Raw genomic sequence first — 16,442 nt, 5'->3', positions numbered from 1 at the left:
CTCAGTTTTTCGGGGGGATTACCCATTCACTGTTGATCAGGCCTCATTAAAGGTAGGCCCTGCTCTCTGAGCCAATGTAATACCGACTCACACATTGACAGATCTGACTCCTTGTTCAAGACCGACCGGAGAATAACCTGAGCCAGGCAGACCCCATCGCTCTTGTCCGCATGATCGTAATCGAAAATGCCGACGAGTAGTGCGTAATCCACCAGCTCTGCAATCCACCCAGAGGCTTTTCCGCAAGCATTGACAAGGCAATCCATGAGGTTGCTTTCCCCACCATCATCACGAATTGGAGAGACCTTATATTGCTCAGGATCTTTCTGGTGTATTTCCCAAGCGTTCGCCAACAAATACCCCATCGTACTATCAAACAGCGGCTTAGTTCGCACTAGGCTCGCTGCAGAAAGTTGCAATGGCGCACCGGGGCCAACGAGTCGCAGGGTCACCACATGATGCCATTCTTCAGCGGCGCTAACCCTGTCTGGCCAGCCAATTTGAACACTGTAGTTACCAGCTGGAATAGCCACTGTAACTCGATGCTCTGTTGGTGTGCTGGGGTCAAATACCACAACCCCACCTGAGTCCGAAGAAACAGTGAACTGCTCATCAAGCAGCTCATAATATGCCTCATCATCATCAAAGTTCTCTGGGGAGGGACCGGTATATACGCTGAAGCCCTGTCCGTCTGAGTGCATCCAGACAGGGAAAGAACCTTCCCCGTACTGTGATATGGTTGCAATCCCTTCTTTGTCCCCCAAAAAGCCTATGCGTTTAGGGCTATAGACTGTCACGTCGCACGCCCCTTGGTAGGTCATATCTGTGGTTAATGGGTAATGCTGAATATCTAGCTCGTTTGCGCGGCTCAGCTGGGACAGCGATTTCCCTAACTCCGGGATCTCCTTATCCCAATCTCTCGCGAATTCACGGTCGATGATGCTACCGTCGACACGGTAGACAAACTTTCTCTTGTCAACATAGCTACCTCCCAATGTGAAGTTGCTGATTGCGGTAGAGATCATGTACTGGCTTGATTCGATTCGAATGTAGCCTGCAAAGGTATGCTGGTTCTTCACTTTTCCATCCAGAAGCCCGAAGGGCTGGTTATGCCATCGACTTGAAAGCCGAGGCGGTAAGCCAAAGGCCGGGTTGATTTTGATAGGACCTGAATAGTCAGCATCGCTGACCATTCAGGTAAGCCACTACTCATTGAAAAAGAGCACATACCCAGCGCCAACTCTGCTGGCCTCTTTAAAGACCGACCATAGTTTTTCTGGGATAGCCCCTTCATCCAAGGGATCGTAATTGGCCATGTTAATAAGAAACTCATAAGTTGGGTTGTCGGGATGATCGTTGCCAATGTGTGCCAATGACGCGTTTTCGCTCACCCATTTCCACTCCTGCACGTCATATGCGGAGTCATAGTCACCTATGACCCCAGGCATGCTGACATCCAACATCTGCTGAAGGTAAATGGGACCGACCTTACCTTCTTCAACCGGTTGTTTGAGAGCCATTACCTCCACAACTGCCGTGCCCATGTTCGATGCCAGGCTATCGACAATATTGAGGAGCTTCGGCAGATCGAAATTTTCATAGGTTTCGCAGGGCACATAGCTACATAAGGACTCACCTGATTCGACACATGTCACAAGGTCCTTGTATGCAATGAGCGCTTGGTTTCTATCGAGGTTTGCAAATACTTGTGCCATCGAGTGAGCAATTAACACATCGTTGATTTCTTGGTTCATGATTAAAGCCTCATTGAGTTTGGGCAAGAGCCCGAGTTTGTATTGGTCACGAGTGGCGTTTACAGACCAGTGCGCCATAGACAGCCAGGGGCTGTTTCTGTATGTGCGCTGACGCCGGAATATTGCCGGTGAACGAACATGCAGAATCAGCCATTGAGGGCTTGGGTGAGGAATGCTTCACAGGTAGGAGGGATCATAAGATCGTGAGTCGGAGGCTCACACCAGGCAGTGTGTCCGCCCCTCTTCAGGGTTAGGGGTTGTAAAGGTAGCCATGCATGAAACGCCCCATGACGGGGCGTTTCATTAGAGATAGCCGTAATACCGAGTGCCGGCTTGAAGGTAAAGCAGAGAAGCCCCGCTTGAAGCTATACTCTCCACCGCCCCCCTTATCCAACAATCGCCAGGTGGCCGCACCCCGGTGGCATACTCCACATTGGTGCATGCTGTATCAAGGTTAAAAGTGATGTTTATCCAGATAGGCATAATGATTCGTCCTGTCGAAGCCTCCTGCAGTAAGTGAGGTAGGCAAGTTGATATTGCTAAGCGCAGGGTTGGTGTTGATCACAAGTGGCGTTTGCAGACCAGATCGCCATAGACAGCTAGGGGCTGTTTCTGCATGTGCGCTGACGCCGGAGTATTACCGGTGAACGAACATGCAGAATCAGCCATTGAGGACTTGGAGTGGGGGTAGAGCAGGGGTAGGTGTACGGCGTATGCAGAGGTTGGAAATTGGCACCAGCCTATTGGCTTGCCCCCTGAAGGAGCCGAGGACAATTTCAGGTTACCTAGAATTCAGATGAAGGGCAATAAAAACGCGATAGAGGGCATGCCCCGCATATTCCCAAGCAACAAGCGTGGGTAAAGCGCGGGGTTTCCCCCGGCGCTTGTTGCCGACCCTTTTTGCTGGGTAAGGTATGCCGATTACTCGGCATTTGTTTCTTACGCCTACAAGCTTAAAAACCACCGTTTCATTGGGAATGAAATGGTTATCATCCCGTTCCCACAAGGCGTTTGGCCCCAAAACCTGTAGCTCGTTTCATAAAAATCAAACTCAGACAATGACGCAATATGAACTTCCGAAACGGGTTCGAACGGGCCACCACAACCGATATGCATGTCAAGCCCGAACTCTCGAAGTTCAAGGTCACCGAGGGTTTTCCCCCCCACGCAAGCGATTAAGTTTTGCCTTCTGATCTCGCCTTCTCGCAATAGCAGCGCAGATTCATCATAGCTCCCATATTGATTAGTAAACTTCACAATATGCCCGTGCTTTGGCGTAATTTGCTCCGATAACTCTTTAAGTAATCGTTTCACGCTTTGGAAGCGAGCATACAGAGCTGGATTAAATTGACCTGCGTAATTTAGATTCGGGTAGATCAGCTCAAGCATCTCTTCGGGAACCGATCCGAGCCCCATTTGCTTTGCCAAAGGCTCAGCTTTTTTGAGGGCTTCCTCTAAGACCATTTTGTTAACAAATTGCTGCAATGTTTTCACTCTACTCTCCATTAATGAAACGCCCTGATGGATAGATTGATGTTGGGCAATGGCCCGGGTTGGTGTTGGTCACAAGTGGCGTTTGCAGACCAGATCGCCATAGACAGCCAGGGGCTGTTTCTGCATGTGCGCTGACGCCGGAGTATTACCGGTGAACGAACATGCAGAATCAGCCATCGAGGGCTTGGAATGGGGGTAGTGCAGGGGGTGAGTGTACGGCATGCGCCGGAGGTTGAAGGTTGGTGCCGAGCCTACAGGCTTGTCCCCCAAGGGCACCGAGGACTACTTCAGGTTACATACAATTCAAATCGCGGGCAATAAAAACGCCCACTATCAGAAAGATAGTGGGCGCAGGGTCCAGTTAAAAAAGTCGTGATTGGACCATGTTATGGCTTCCTTCGACTAAAGCTGATGCATAGTCGAAGGACAGGTTAGAGCTGTGGATTGAGGTGTCAATTGTTACCTCAACGGAATTTGCGGCCTCCTCAACAACGCTGGAGAGCTGCGCCACCGCTCTGGTAGCCAGACCACACATGCTACGCAAGCTATTGCCTAACGCGAGGGCTACGGCAACAAATGCCGGGTAGACTACTGATTGGCCCAATATTTCATGGGCAGTTGTGTCAGAGACCCCAGAGATCAACTCAACTGGCACACCCTTAACACGGCAATGCTCGGTCGGTGTGAAGATCCGTGACAATGTTGGATCTTCAGGATGAGTGATAAATGGCTCCGTGGATCTGCACTTGGCATATCCCTTCGCAACAACCCCACAACCATCCTCATTACCATCGAGCAGTTGGCGCGAAAATCCTTTGCCAGCCGCTAGGTCTCTTATTTCTTTTGAGGCTAAGTAATCAAACGACTTCCATTTTTCAGAGTCCAGAGGAACTGATTCAAGTATGTCATTGATGGCTCGCTCTTTTGTGCGAATAGGCTCAATGGATTGAATATCAAACCCGTCTATTCCATGAGAAAGAGCAACCCCGCAGAGACGCTTACGCCGCTCGAGGACACCAAACTCATTGCCTTCCAATATGCGCTCTTGCAAGGTATACCCTAGCGAGGCAAGCATTGATCGGATAACCACCATCGAGGCGGTTGATGCATATTCAGTTACATTTTCAAACAGAATCATTGATGGATTTAGGACCGTCACGAACTGAAGAAAATAAAAGAACATAGCACCCGCATCCTCATGTGACTCAGCGTACTCCAACTTGTTTTTGCTACGGCCACTTTTTGACGCGCCAGTACATGGCAAGCCCGCGACAAGAATGTCAACTTGAGGTGGCCTCTTGCTCATATCGATGGTCTGTATGGGAGCTTCAATCACGATGGATCCTTCATTCCACAACTCAGGGTTGTTTGTGAGAGATGAATCAAGATATTTTCCTTCCAGCTCTACAGCAATCGAAATAGCGCTGCTAAGACCAGACTGTGAGAGTCCAGTATGAATTGCCTTATCCAACACTCCACCACCATGAAAAAGGCTGCACACAGATAGATGTTCACCACTTTCAAGCTTCTTAATGAGCCGACTCACACGCTCTGTAACGCGAGTCTGTTGATGGTGAGCTGAAACCACAATGGCTCCTCGTTGAATAGATACCCTGAGCAGTTCTATACCGTCAAAGATGGTGGCTAACTCACTTACTGTAAGATCGATAATGGGGGTAATACGCCCATATCTCTCTCTCTTGCTGACAGTAAATCGACCATCTTCTTTGACCCGTAATATGACTTGGGTGTCTTTCAGTTCCAGATCATATCTCAGGCCAGGCACGTACCCTTCTCTGGCAAGCTTCTGGCCTTCGAGCCAAATACGTTTGTTGCCACGATTTTCACCCAACTTGGTGTTGATGATAGTAGTCATAGTTACTCCGTCGTCCCGAGGGACAAGTAGATATTGAGCAGATGCCCGGGTTGGTGTAGATCACGAGTGGCGCTTGCAGATCGGGGCGCCATAGACAGCCAGGGGCTGTTTCTGCATGTACGCTGACGCCGGAATATCACCGGTGAACAGACATGCAGAATCAGCCATTAAGAAGGGCTTGGGGTAGAAGTAGGTCAGGGAGGGGGCGGATAAACCGAGGTTGGAGGTTGGTGCCGAGCCTAGAGGCCTGTCCCCCTCAGGACACCGAGGACAGACCCAGGATACCTAATCATCAGATGGGCTGCAAGATGCTAACAGCCGAGCGATATTCTGCATGAGCACTGAATCACATTGCATGACAGGCTCTGTGAATCCGAACTTAGTAGCATTAAAAACAGCGTCATCACTACATTCGCGAGCCTGTTAGTGCTGCGCTTCGGAACTTTAAAGGGGCGGATATGAAGGGGATTGGTGCTGATGTTCCCCCTGAGCCAGTGATTGATATCGAACCATAGTTAAGGCACCGACCCAAAATGCTTTGCTTAACCTGCAAGCTCTCCACCCTTTCGTGCTTTAGCTCAATCGTGTGCCGGCTGATGAGCCCAAATTTTGCAATCACTCGCTTGTTTGTGACGGCCAACTCCGTGCTGTATGAATAGATCCAAGCATGGAAAAAACTCAACCCGCCCCAAACCAATGGTATCAAACCAATGTAATACGGCAGTTTAGTCAGCATCAACACAACGCCAAGTGAAACGATCATCACCGGCCCCATGAAAATCCACCAGTGAGTCTTCCCAATAACCAAGATCTCCTCGCCAGGTGTGACTACTTCATCGACATAACTCATCGTCAAAACTTCCTTCAGTTGATGATTACCAATATGATCCTGTAAATCACTCTTCTACGCGGGAAGGCCGTTTGATTGACCAACTCACACCTGTCTACTCCTGGTTAAGTAGTCATCCCCCAGTTGCCCTAACGGCAGCTGTTGGGATTTTGTTTATGCTCTTCGGCGGAAAGCGCCGGAGTAAATCAAAGCGTGCAAGCCTTCACCGGCACCACATAAAACAGTCAAAAGCTGCGCTTCAGCACATAAACTCACAAAATAGTTGGCCTGAGACTCTCGGCTATCTCCGGCGAATTCACCACACAACATTCGAGGAATTGATCCTCACAGCCCTTAGCGAGGCTGGCATCCAGATTCAACGCAACAAACGTTACACCGGTGATGGGGGGATTGACGGTGTGGCCTATCTGCCAAATGGGAAAAAACTAATCATTCAGGCAAAACGTTACACCAGCCATGTGAGCACCCAGCACGTACAACAATTCGTTGAGCTATGCCGTTTACGTAACTCCATGGGAATTTTCGTTCATACAGGCAAAACGCCAAAAAACGCATGGACGCATACTTCGCCCAAAGGAGTGGCAATTATCAGTGGGCCCAGGCTTGTTGCCTTCCTGAAAAACCCTCAGACCGAATTACGCAATCTCTTTGTGTGAGTAGTCTAACCAGAGAGTGATAGCTTCTTTGTGGTTCTTAGCGAGACAGACACCTCTGCGGTAACAGAGCCAAATCCACTCACGCACGGATGCACTGTCAGTGTCTATAGCAAGCAGATCTGAGTTGATAGAGATCTCGCATCCAGGTGGCAAGATACTCTGATACATGATGACAATCTCATTCAGGGTCGGAGCTGTCGATTTTTGTGCGATCATTTGTCAATTTATCAATTTGTCATACACCGAGTCAGCATATCCCAACGCATCTCTGTAAATCGTATACAAAAAAATTAGATGATTTATTTCCCAGACAATGAACATAAAGACGCTTCATTAGTGTCAGTAATGGCTGTAGCACCATGCAGTTCACCGGCAGCGCAGCGGGCACCGGCCAACTCCCGCTCCCGATGCTGGCTTAACCGGCATGGGATCACCCCCACGGCAACCGGCGGCGACCGGGCGGGCAGCTGCAGATCACAGGCGGGCGGCGGCCACCGGCCAACACCTGATCCCGATGCTGGCTAACCGGCAGGGGGTCACCCGCCACGGCGATCGGCGAGGCCCGGGCAGCTGCAGATCACCGGCGGCGCCCAGGCAGGCACCAGCAGATCACCGGCAGCGCAGCGGCACCAGCCAACATCTGATCCCGATGCAGGCCAACCGGCAGGGGGCCGGCGACCGGGCGGGTAGTTGCAGTTCACCGGCAACGCGGCGGGCATCAGCCAGCACATTATCTCGATGCTAAACCCAATGGATAAGGTGACTTTTTTAAGAGCTTATTTCACTTGATCAGAGTGATGGATTAAAGCAACAACATTCATAAATATCGGAGTCAAGCCAATTAAAAAACATGTATAATAACCCACTACCTGAAAGCCGTTAGCTTGCACCATATAACAATGGTGTAATATTAATGCGGCGCCAGCAATCAAATATTAGAGGGTGGATATGAACACAGAATTTGGGCCAACATATAAGGTTTTTCAGAATAGAGAAAAAGTGGCAGCGTGCTTTCAACTTGTCACTGCGGAGGCTGGGTATGAAACCATACGGATCGAGCTAACCACGATGAAAGATAATAACGCACAATGGGATGAAAAATGGAGAGTTGATATTGCCATGAAAGAACAGCATTCAGTCGCTTCTGTTTTATCTGGGTTCAGACAATGCTGTGAGTTTAAGTATCATGGCACCAAAAAAAATAATAGTTATTCTCTTTCGAGAGGGGCGAGTGGGGTAACGCTGACACTTCACCATGCAGGGCCAAAACGTTCAATTTTGCTCGATGGAAATGATACATTTTGGGTGGCGGCAATGGTTATTGATGTGATATCAAAAAATGCACCAAAAGGTTTCCCATACAACCAAATATTACCATTATTACAACGCACTCAATTCACGTGAGGTAAATTCAAGGTGCCGATAAGCTGTCTCTCGGCACCTTGAACTATAAATGTAACGCCCTTGTTTAGCTGTTGTCCTCTTGTGAGGAAAACGGAGTGAAAACGGTCTCTTTTGAAGTTACAAATGCCATCTTCTCCTTACTGGTTTCAGTATAAATTGATGTTGTAGATATATTCGAATGCCCCATCAAGTCCGCGACAGTTTGCATGTCGCTTCGTTCTAAATTTTTCTGTGCAAACGTATAGCGCAGATCGTGTGGTGTCGCTTTATCTATCCCAGCGGAAATTAGTCTTTTTGACATCATACGATTAACGCTAGAACGGTCTAGTGGTCGATAACAATCAAGTAGACTTTTATCTACCTTCATTTTATTAACATCCTTTTCTCCATATTTTACGAGTCTACCACCTCGATTAATTGCGCAAAATAGTGGCCCAAGTTCATCGCCACGCACCTCCACCCAACGACCCAAGATGTCACGAAGCCCTGGCGGCATTGGCGCCATCCTTGTCTTCCCCCCCTTTCCTTTTAATATCAATAGCTCACCATCAACACCAGCGGCCCAACGAATCTGGTCAATCAACAAATCAACCACTTCCATTCGGCGTAAACCGCATCCTCTCATTATCGATAATATGGCCATGTCTCTGAGCCCACCTGGGCTTTCATCCTCAGCAAGCTTACCGAATAGAGTTGAAATTTCATCATCCGTAAGACTTCTATGAGGTCTTATTTCTCCACGACCTCCAGCTCCCTTGATGTTTTTTGATGCCATTATGGCATTGTAGCCCCCCCTATTTTCGGGTGGTATCATATTAAGGATGTCCGCACTCTTTAACACTGATCGAACCATACTTATATATCTATGAATAGTCTTAGGTGCTAATCCTTGCTCCTCCAAATATCGAATAAGCATGTTGTAGTGGTAAATTGTCATTTGGTGCCACGGTGCCGCACTAGGCTCGAGGTGATAGAGATATCGACTGACCCGTCCTAGGGAAGACTTTGCAATCGGTGTGCTCCCCTTAGCCAGGGAACTAATGTAGGCATAGTATGCCGTCTTTGGAACTTGATCGAGCTTACCTGCTGGCGTATCAGTGCCGTACAAAGCAACCGATGTTGAGCGAGGAATATCAGGCTCTTCGCTTTTACTTAAAATCAGTTCACCTTTATCTTGGTGCGTATTCACTTAGTATTTCCTCCTAAACTCTGCATCATCTCCTTCATTGTCTCCAGCTTAGCATCCAACTGAATATTAGTGACTTCAGTGGCTCTCCTCTCTCTGTTTGACTCGTCAAGTAGAGTAGACAGTTCTTGATGCTGCTTCTGAAGGTTTTTAATTTCAAGCAATTGCAAGCCAATCACTTTATCTTGTTTTTTTACGTTATCTCCCATTTCATCTAGCTTTATTTTCAAGCCGTTCAGCTCCGCAATCCGCCCTTGCAAATCAGATATACAATCAGCTTGTTCTATATTCTTTTGTTCTAGTCCTATATTCTCACGCTGACACGACAGAAGAGCTTCCTGTGTTGACCCAAGCGTATTAGATAGTTCGACTATCTGACGGTTAACACCGATTAGCTCAGCTTGCGCCCCCTGAATTTCAGCTCTAAGTTGCCCTATCAGAAAATTAGCCTCTGCTAATTTTTGCTGTTGTTCAGAGCTCAACTTAGTTACGACATCTAGTTGGGATTCTAACTTTGTGGATTCAATTTTTAGGATTTCTGCTGCACTATTTGCATTATGAGTATCGGCTACTGCTTCGCTGATTTTCACCCTGGCAGCTTCGAGCTCAGAGTCTCGAGAAGTAAGTGATGTGGTCAAGCGTTCCCTGTCAACCAACGCGACTTGAAGTTGCTGTGTTAAGTCGTTGAGCTGGCTCTGTAGAGTGGATTTTTGCACCTGAAGCTGAGAATTCGATTCCTGTTGCAACACCAGCTGTTCGGTTAGGAGCACATTTTCTGCTTCGATCGCCTCAACAGCAGTCTCATTCATTAGTGCTTGTTCTTGCAGGTACCGGCGCTCAGCGGCAACATCCATTTGCTGTGTTTCCGAAGCTATCCGCCAGAGTTGATCTAATAGCTCGTTTCCAGCCTGAATGACCGCTACCGGGACCGAAGATGATTGAGGTATTGGTCGATTCTGGTGTTGCCACTCTCTCAGGACAGGGCCTATCTGTGAATTAGAGCCACGCCCAAGACGCTGGCGGATTGACTTATAAGTCGGCGTCAGACCTGATCCCGCGATTTCTTCAATGGCATTCATTATGTCTTCTGGTTGTAATGCAGCCTTGGCCATCACTAATCCTCCTGGAGCTAATGGTGCTTACTTATCGCGTAGTGTGTAGCGCCACATTACACGTTACAGAGTTAACGAGCACGGATGTGAGACCCCCAATGCGGCCCAATCGCGCAAAGCAACAATCGAGCCAATCTGACTCAATTTCGCGTCTTTTTTCAATGATGCCTCTCCTTTTAAGATAGCGCAATAAAATCTGTATTCTATTGCGTTAATGGTAGGTGCTCGGTAATATCACAAATGTAGATGTAGCGGTTGCTACACTGCTACATCTACACGACAAAGACCTTGCCAGTTTTGTGAATAGTGATTTACGGCGTACAAGTGATTACGCTCGTGTGGTCAACGTACAGAAGTGGTTTACGTGAATAGAGCTGTGGGGGTGAAAATGAAACGACTGTTTTTAGGGAATGATTATCGTTTTGGGGCACTGGCCTTTTTGTGTGGCACGGTTGCTTCCGGGCTCATGCTTCGCTTCAGTAATTCTGGTGCTCACGACACCAGCTACTACGCACTGTCATGCTTCGTGATGGCCGTCGGGGTCGGGTGTCTATACGGTGGATTGCACACAAACTACATGGCGTTGAGCTGGCAGTTATTTCACTATCCGACAGATCACGGCCTTAGAAAACGTCTGATGTCACTGATAGGTATGCGACGGAGTGCAATGCTAGGTCTTGGCTTCACTCTAGCCCTTGCCAACAATCTCACCATGCTGGCCATCTATAGTCGCGATATTTTTTCACCAGGGTCACTCGGTGCGATCGGATGTCTAGCTGCAGTATTAGCCTACAGCTGGTTCCTAAAAAGGAAGCGGGGGCGTTAAGAAGATAAAAAACCGCATCTCTTAATAGCAGTCTTTTATCTGGGTAAACACACTACCATCATAGGTAAAAACCACTATCGTTATCTCTCACTTTTATGGTTTATGAGAACAAGTTCTCACCACTGAGCTCTTGCTGACTATCTTCTGGTAAAGCCATGATCCAGGGCTGGGATGATGGTTCGTAATACTGAATACCCAACGCCTTAGCCGCAAGCTTCAAATCCTGAAGGATGGCCTTTGTGGAATTGGTAACAGCGAAACGATGTGAAGGCAAAACTGCATCAATACCCTCCTGCAGTAATGACGGGTAAAAGTGATTCGACTGAATATCACCAATGCCAATTTGAATGCCTACAGCCTGGTAAATATCTGCAAGCCCTCGGGTGTCCAAGCGTTCAGGGAATTGGCCGACAGAATCAGGAGTACCCATCAAAACAAAGTACCTGCCATGAGCACGCAGCCTGTCATGTTTTGTTACAGCCTCAACAAAACGGTAGTCTGCCAGCACTTGCATGCTAATAGGAATAAACATCCTCGGCGCCGCGCCAACCGCATTTATATGTATATTTTTCCAAACATCTAGCGCTTTCCCCAAAAGGTATGAGCCCAGAAGAAACTCGATCTCATAGCTATATGTCGCAAAGCGCATCGATAGTGGTAATCGCAGCACAAGTGCGTTGGCAAGCGACCCATCAGCCGGAAACACAGGATCGAGTGTCAGCTTGATGCTATCAATCGCTATGGCCTGACGAGCCTGCTGAGCGGGCGTTAACTTATTTGATATTTTCATAAATAGTTCTTTGATCTCCGCTTGTCTCTAGGCATTGTGTCACACCTTTAGCTGCGAAAATGATAGTCAAAAACGAAGGGGTTTTATTGGGCATCCAATTTAAAGCACCTCGTTTGAGGCTCTCCCCCATATTTTCGCACATATCATGGCAGCCTAAAACCATTTTAGCCCACACAAACGGCCCAAATAGTACGTTTTTACCATGTGTTAGCAAGATCCTATGATGAAGCCGCGCCCTAAATACCTTGGTATTAAGTGCCGATTAGATGTGAATTCTCGGCGGCTCGGACAGGCAGCTACAGCGCACCAACACCCGCTCCCAATGCTGGCCAACCGGCTGGGGATCACCCCGGCGACGACCGGCGGCGCGGCGGGCACCGGCCAACACCTGATCCCGATACTGGCCAACCGGCAAGGGGTGACCCACAACGGCGCCGCAGGCGGGCACCGGCCGATACCTGATCCCGATGCTGGCCAACCGGCAGGGGGTCCACCACCACCGCGCCCGGGCGGGCAGATCACTGGCAGCGCAGCGGCACCGGCCAACACCCGCTCCCGATGCTGGCCAACCGGCAGGGGGTCCACCACCACCGCGCCCGGGCGGGCAGATCACTGGCAGCGCGGCGGCACTGGCCAACACCCGCTCCCGATGCTGGCCAATCGGCTGGGGGTTACTCACCACGGCGGCGACCAGGCGGGCAGCTGCAGATCACCGGCAACGCGGCGGGCACCGGCCAACACCTGATCCCGATGCTGGCCAACCGGCAGGGGGTTACCCGCCACGGGGCCCGGGCGGGCAGATCACTGGCAGCGCAGCGGCACCGGCCAACATCCGATCCCGATACTAGGGGATCACCCGCCACGGCGATCGGTTCCCGCGACGCAAAAAAAAACCGCCAGCTGAATGCTGGCGGCTTTATTTCTCAACTAAAAAACCATTTGAGCCTGAATATCAAGCAGTCCCAGAACTCGAACACTAGGCCGGGCACAGTGTTTCAATAGAACTGGAAGTGTTACCTCGGTCATCTCTATGGCCGGATAGCGATAGTGGTCACCCGCTTCACTCTCCAACCATTGGTGCAATGACTCAAGATTTTCAAACTTCGCTGGCCAATACCCCAGTTCAGGGGTTAGGCGAACATCAGTAACAGCAGCTCTAACCATCGGGGGAATGCTGTTGACCAGGTTTTTTAAGTCCATTGGCATCCTCCTTCGATTAAATCTGTTGTAGCCAATCAGCATGTGGGAAAACTTCAGGTCCAAAATTCACCAGAATATCGTTCCAGTCCATATCCCCCTCAGGCCGTATTGTCTTCGGGTTGCACCGGGTTACCTTCACACCGACTGAAGTAAGATGCTTCTCTAACTTTTTAGCATTTGTTTCCCCAGCGAGATCAGGATCTTCCCAGATATAGGCGTGCTTCACTCCTTGTGGAACAATCCAGCTGCCCATTAACGTAGCATTTAGAAGTCCCCATCCAGGCATACCTATCGCTGACTCCACACTCAACAGCGTCTCAAGGCCTTCAGCTAGTGAGAGCGCTGGTGTTGGGGGGCACAGCTGTACTGCTCCTCCAGAAATTGGGGCCGTCGTTACCGATGGTCTCAATTTTTTTACTTTCGGAACATCAGCTTTACCACCCTCTGCAGTTATGAAGGTTTGATGCAAGCTTACTGGTTGTCCTGATGGATCTCTTATTCGACTCAAGATGCAAATTTGATCTCCAAGGTCAAGCTTGAACTCTACTCCCCTATGGAAGACTGCATTACGTTTTGCGATCAAGGCGCGGGTGTATTCAGACATTTGTGACATTGCTTGCTGAGCAAGCTTTGCCTTCGGGTTATCTAATGTCACCGCACTATCGAGTATCTGCTTTAGCGACGGAACTCGTTGACCAGCGGGTCGCTCTGTACGCTCTCCGCTTGCATTTAGCCAGAAGAACCGTACTCCTTGGGGCTCCAATGCAATAATGCATGGCGCATAGTTTATGTCGATGTAGCGCACCTTAGGATGGAGGCGCACCTCACCACCAAGAGAAGCTATTTTTGATAGTATTTGGCGATTCCGAAGATACCGTATCGCCGGTTCGGCTTGGGGTTTATTCAGTTCAAATGCCTCATTCCACAGCTTGTTGGTTTTAGCCATGACAGATGCATTTCGTTTAGCTTCCTGCTCTAACCTCTCCTTTTCCCATGCGAGTTGTTCGGCAGACTTAGGCGGGGGAGAAAAAACCCCTGATGATATCCCGTCCATGTACCCGCTTACGATCGCGAGTTCACGGAGTGTTTTCGGGAAACTCCATTTAGTAGCCTCTGTGACAATGGTAAACCCATTCATCACCCCACAGGAGTTGCATACGCCAACACCGGTTCTTTCACTGTCTAAATCTCCACGAGCGATAAGGCCGAACGCCTCTCCACTTCTCCCGCCATGACGCGGGCATGAGACTTTTGGTGCTTTTTTCCCAGGTATGAACCCATGGGAAGCCTCACCAAATAGGTTGAGGCTTCTATACGCCTCGACCCATAGCCTGTTGTCACTGAGGTATGCCGCTAAATCATCGGCATCGATGTCATAGTTCATGTTTATTCTCCATGTGGTTGGTGTTCCCCATTTCGCCCGGTTGCAGGGGGAGCGGGCTGGCGTTTGCATATTGCAAACACTCAGCAATGGCGTGCATTGCTCAGTGTTCTAAATGCCCCCTTCCGGAGAAGGGGGGCGTCCTATGAAGCCAATATAGTGTTTTTGGCAAGATTGAAAAGTTCACGTTTTAAACCGATCACATCCACTACTGCAATCCAGTTTCCTGGCTTGAAATAGCGGTCCATGGCTTTTTTCCCATTAGCATATTGACCAATGTATATGCCGAACACGTCCATCCCGTAGTGACGCAGCAAGTTGAAAGTATCCGAGCAATCGTTGTCTGGTTCACCATCCGTGATGACGATGACACTCTTACGCTCCGCAGCCTCAGGCAGAAGAGCCAAGAATGCATTGCTAAGACCTTCTCTCATGGGGGTTCCCCCATCAGCATAAGCCTCATCAAAGCGACAACTAACTGCAGCAGGATCTTCACCAAACCGAAGCAGGTCTAAATTCCGCCCTCCAAAGGATTGAACTCCAACAACTGCGCCATCGATGTCAGTTATGGCCAAGGCCAAGGCCAAGCAGGCATTCTTAGCGATTGTCTGAGGAAGAATCATTGACCCAGACAAATCGAGCGATACCAATATGGCACTGTCAATACCAATGTTCCGGGCTTTGCTACGGTACACCCGCAGATCACCTTGCTTGAACCGGTTGAATCGTGAAGTGACAAACCGTTTCCCTCGACGACTTAAGCCAGGAGCACAGTTCGTTTCTGTTTCAACAAGCTCCATAAGCGCTTGAGTTAGTGGGCGTGATGCCGCGGTCACCTTGGGGAGTTGTGAGCTTTTCCCAATGCGATCACAGAACCCATCCAAACGTGGGCGCAGTGGAGTGGCCATTTGATATTGCTCATCGGCTTCAATCAGTGACGAAAGTAGTCGACCTTTATCAGATGTCTCAACTCCAGATGCCTCATCTTGAAGCGCATCCAAACATTGCTGCAGCTCTTTGATTTGGCTTGACACATTCTTTGTACCACTGGTTTTTTGCTTACCGCTTGCATCCGTACCGAGTTGGTCGTCTGCATTCGCTCTAGGTTGGCCATCTGCATTCGCTCCAGGTTGGTCGTCTGCATCAGCTCCAGGTTGGTCGTCTGCATCAGCTCCAGATTGGCCATCTGCATCAGCTCCAGATTGGCCATCTGCATCCGCTCCAGATTGGTCGTCTGCACCAGAATCTGATTGATTCTGTAACTCCTCTAGGGAATCTTTGATGGCCTCCAGAAACAGGTCCGCACTTGTCCAGCAGTCATCAAAATCAGCTGTCAGCACACCCATTTCAGAGATGATCTCCAACCTTGTCAGTAGCCCAGCCGGAAAGCGCTGCGCAGCTACATCTTTTACTTGATGCCAAAACGGCTTCAAAGCTGCGTAATTCAGGAGTTCGCTACCAACGTAGTACATCAGGTACGTCTGTAAAACCATGATTGCAGGAGTATCCTCCGTAACCTCCTTTCGGATGCCCTTGAGAATGAATAACTGCTCAATGGCTTCATAGTCACCTCTAAGCCCGGGGTACTCCAGCATGGCCATCCGATCTATGCGGCCATCATCGAATAAGTTCAGGGCAAAACGATGATGCCCACCTTTAGTTGATTGTGACTCCACATACTTATCGTATTGGGATTTGTAGCGGTGATGGGCCCCTTCATGCATCCCGAATCCCAGTGATGCAGCGTACTGCACTGGGTCATCAGCATTGAAATACGGCATACAGACAACACCCGGCGAGGTACTCGCCGTGGAGTAATTACCCCAGATTGTTCTGAGGCCAAAATCATTGGCCATCATCGCTAACCTGATCTGCACTGTTAGCATCTTGCTTTGAGCTGATTTCATGAATTT

At 49.2% G+C, this 16,442-nt stretch carries 15 protein-coding genes; 3 read left to right on the top strand and 12 right to left on the bottom strand.

The annotated features are described in order from the left end of the window. Nucleotides 1–26 precede the first annotated feature (26 nt). The 5 genes from OKC42_RS13450 to OKC42_RS13430 all read right to left on the bottom strand — a co-directional run bounded on the left by OKC42_RS13450 (nucleotide 27) and on the right by OKC42_RS13430 (nucleotide 5,974). Nucleotides 27–1,193 (bottom strand): hypothetical protein, encoded by a 1,167-nt coding sequence (locus tag OKC42_RS13450; RefSeq protein WP_270820000.1) that lies wholly within the window; start codon nucleotides 1,191–1,193, stop codon nucleotides 27–29. Between the two features lie 12 nt (nucleotides 1,194–1,205). Further along, nucleotides 1,206–1,754 carry a hypothetical protein gene (locus OKC42_RS13445; protein ID WP_270819999.1) on the bottom strand — a complete coding sequence of 183 codons (549 nt, stop codon included), beginning with the start codon at nucleotides 1,752–1,754 and terminating at the stop codon, nucleotides 1,206–1,208. A gap of 945 nt (nucleotides 1,755–2,699) precedes the next feature. Beyond that, entirely contained in the window at nucleotides 2,700–3,248 is a 549-nt protein-coding gene (locus OKC42_RS13440) for a hypothetical protein (protein ID WP_270819997.1), read from the bottom strand. 361 nt (nucleotides 3,249–3,609) lie between these two features. Then, nucleotides 3,610–5,124: a DNA cytosine methyltransferase gene (locus OKC42_RS13435; RefSeq protein ID WP_270819996.1), complete on the bottom strand. Its 1,515-nt coding sequence runs from the start codon at nucleotides 5,122–5,124 to the stop codon at nucleotides 3,610–3,612. A gap of 406 nt (nucleotides 5,125–5,530) precedes the next feature. Continuing rightward, complete coding sequence (locus tag OKC42_RS13430) at nucleotides 5,531–5,974, bottom strand: PH domain-containing protein (RefSeq protein ID WP_270819994.1); 444 nt, start codon at nucleotides 5,972–5,974, stop codon at nucleotides 5,531–5,533. 71 nt (nucleotides 5,975–6,045) lie between these two features. Between OKC42_RS13430 and OKC42_RS13425 the strand changes: the two genes are divergently transcribed. Both OKC42_RS13425 and OKC42_RS13420 read left to right on the top strand, forming a co-directional pair. Continuing rightward, on the top strand, nucleotides 6,046–6,630 hold the full coding sequence (locus OKC42_RS13425) for a restriction endonuclease (protein WP_270819993.1): 585 nt from the start codon (nucleotides 6,046–6,048) through the stop codon (nucleotides 6,628–6,630). A gap of 948 nt (nucleotides 6,631–7,578) precedes the next feature. Then, nucleotides 7,579–8,034: a hypothetical protein gene (locus OKC42_RS13420; RefSeq protein ID WP_270819992.1), complete on the top strand. Its 456-nt coding sequence runs from the start codon at nucleotides 7,579–7,581 to the stop codon at nucleotides 8,032–8,034. A 64-nt stretch (nucleotides 8,035–8,098) separates the two neighbouring features. Here the strand turns inward: OKC42_RS13420 and OKC42_RS13415 are convergent, their stop codons facing one another. Both OKC42_RS13415 and OKC42_RS13410 read right to left on the bottom strand, forming a co-directional pair. Next, complete coding sequence (locus tag OKC42_RS13415) at nucleotides 8,099–9,223, bottom strand: tyrosine-type recombinase/integrase (protein ID WP_270819991.1); 1,125 nt, start codon at nucleotides 9,221–9,223, stop codon at nucleotides 8,099–8,101. Next, the gene (locus OKC42_RS13410; protein WP_270819990.1) at nucleotides 9,220–10,332 is read right to left on the bottom strand and encodes a DNA-binding protein; all 1,113 of its coding nucleotides are present in this window, start codon (nucleotides 10,330–10,332) and stop codon (nucleotides 9,220–9,222) included. Before OKC42_RS13410 ends, OKC42_RS13415 begins: the two co-directional genes overlap by 4 nt. A gap of 388 nt (nucleotides 10,333–10,720) precedes the next feature. Here OKC42_RS13410 and OKC42_RS13405 point away from each other — a divergent pair, with 388 nt between their 5' ends. Continuing rightward, nucleotides 10,721–11,158 carry a hypothetical protein gene (locus OKC42_RS13405; protein WP_270819989.1) on the top strand — a complete coding sequence of 146 codons (438 nt, stop codon included), beginning with the start codon at nucleotides 10,721–10,723 and terminating at the stop codon, nucleotides 11,156–11,158. A 100-nt stretch (nucleotides 11,159–11,258) separates the two neighbouring features. On the opposite strand, the gene OKC42_RS13400 is transcribed toward OKC42_RS13405, so the two are convergent. The 5 genes from OKC42_RS13400 to OKC42_RS13380 form a co-directional block, all read right to left on the bottom strand. Next, the gene (locus OKC42_RS13400; protein WP_270819988.1) at nucleotides 11,259–11,948 is read right to left on the bottom strand and encodes a hypothetical protein; all 690 of its coding nucleotides are present in this window, start codon (nucleotides 11,946–11,948) and stop codon (nucleotides 11,259–11,261) included. A gap of 262 nt (nucleotides 11,949–12,210) precedes the next feature. Further along, complete coding sequence (locus tag OKC42_RS13395; protein ID WP_270819987.1) at nucleotides 12,211–12,630, bottom strand: hypothetical protein; 420 nt, start codon at nucleotides 12,628–12,630, stop codon at nucleotides 12,211–12,213. A gap of 245 nt (nucleotides 12,631–12,875) precedes the next feature. Further along, a complete protein-coding gene (locus tag OKC42_RS13390) occupies nucleotides 12,876–13,148 on the bottom strand; it encodes a hypothetical protein (protein WP_270819986.1) in 273 nt (90 codons plus the stop codon). 16 nt (nucleotides 13,149–13,164) lie between these two features. Then, on the bottom strand, nucleotides 13,165–14,532 hold the full coding sequence (locus tag OKC42_RS13385) for a toprim domain-containing protein (RefSeq protein ID WP_270819984.1): 1,368 nt from the start codon (nucleotides 14,530–14,532) through the stop codon (nucleotides 13,165–13,167). 140 nt (nucleotides 14,533–14,672) lie between these two features. Then, on the bottom strand, nucleotides 14,673–16,436 hold the full coding sequence (locus OKC42_RS13380; protein WP_270819982.1) for a vWA domain-containing protein: 1,764 nt from the start codon (nucleotides 16,434–16,436) through the stop codon (nucleotides 14,673–14,675). Nucleotides 16,437–16,442: the final 6 nt, after the last annotated feature.

This window comes from Aeromonas sp. Y311-2 (assembly GCF_027706025.1).
In the GTDB taxonomy this organism is placed as follows: Bacteria; Pseudomonadota; Gammaproteobacteria; order Enterobacterales; family Aeromonadaceae; genus Aeromonas; species Aeromonas veronii.
This window is presented reverse-complemented; position numbering and strand designations above follow the sequence as displayed.

What these genes read in the sequence shown, in the direction of transcription:
- OKC42_RS13450 (WP_270820000.1), bottom strand. Translation starts at nt 1,193, where the DNA reads ATGGTCAGCGATGCTGACTATTCAGGTCCTATCAAAATCAACCCGGCC.
- OKC42_RS13445 (WP_270819999.1), bottom strand. Translation starts at nt 1,754, where the DNA reads ATGAACCAAGAAATCAACGATGTGTTAATTGCTCACTCGATGGCACAA.
- OKC42_RS13435 (WP_270819996.1), bottom strand. Translation starts at nt 5,124, where the DNA reads ATGACTACTATCATCAACACCAAGTTGGGTGAAAATCGTGGCAACAAA.
- OKC42_RS13430 (WP_270819994.1), bottom strand. Translation starts at nt 5,974, where the DNA reads ATGAGTTATGTCGATGAAGTAGTCACACCTGGCGAGGAGATCTTGGTT.
- OKC42_RS13420 (WP_270819992.1), top strand. Translation starts at nt 7,579, where the DNA reads ATGAACACAGAATTTGGGCCAACATATAAGGTTTTTCAGAATAGAGAA.
- OKC42_RS13410 (WP_270819990.1), bottom strand. Translation starts at nt 10,332, where the DNA reads ATGGCCAAGGCTGCATTACAACCAGAAGACATAATGAATGCCATTGAA.
- OKC42_RS13405 (WP_270819989.1), top strand. Translation starts at nt 10,721, where the DNA reads ATGAAACGACTGTTTTTAGGGAATGATTATCGTTTTGGGGCACTGGCC.
- OKC42_RS13400 (WP_270819988.1), bottom strand. Translation starts at nt 11,948, where the DNA reads ATGAAAATATCAAATAAGTTAACGCCCGCTCAGCAGGCTCGTCAGGCC.
- OKC42_RS13390 (WP_270819986.1), bottom strand. Translation starts at nt 13,148, where the DNA reads ATGGACTTAAAAAACCTGGTCAACAGCATTCCCCCGATGGTTAGAGCT.
- OKC42_RS13385 (WP_270819984.1), bottom strand. Translation starts at nt 14,532, where the DNA reads ATGAACTATGACATCGATGCCGATGATTTAGCGGCATACCTCAGTGAC.
- OKC42_RS13380 (WP_270819982.1), bottom strand. Translation starts at nt 16,436, where the DNA reads ATGAAATCAGCTCAAAGCAAGATGCTAACAGTGCAGATCAGGTTAGCG.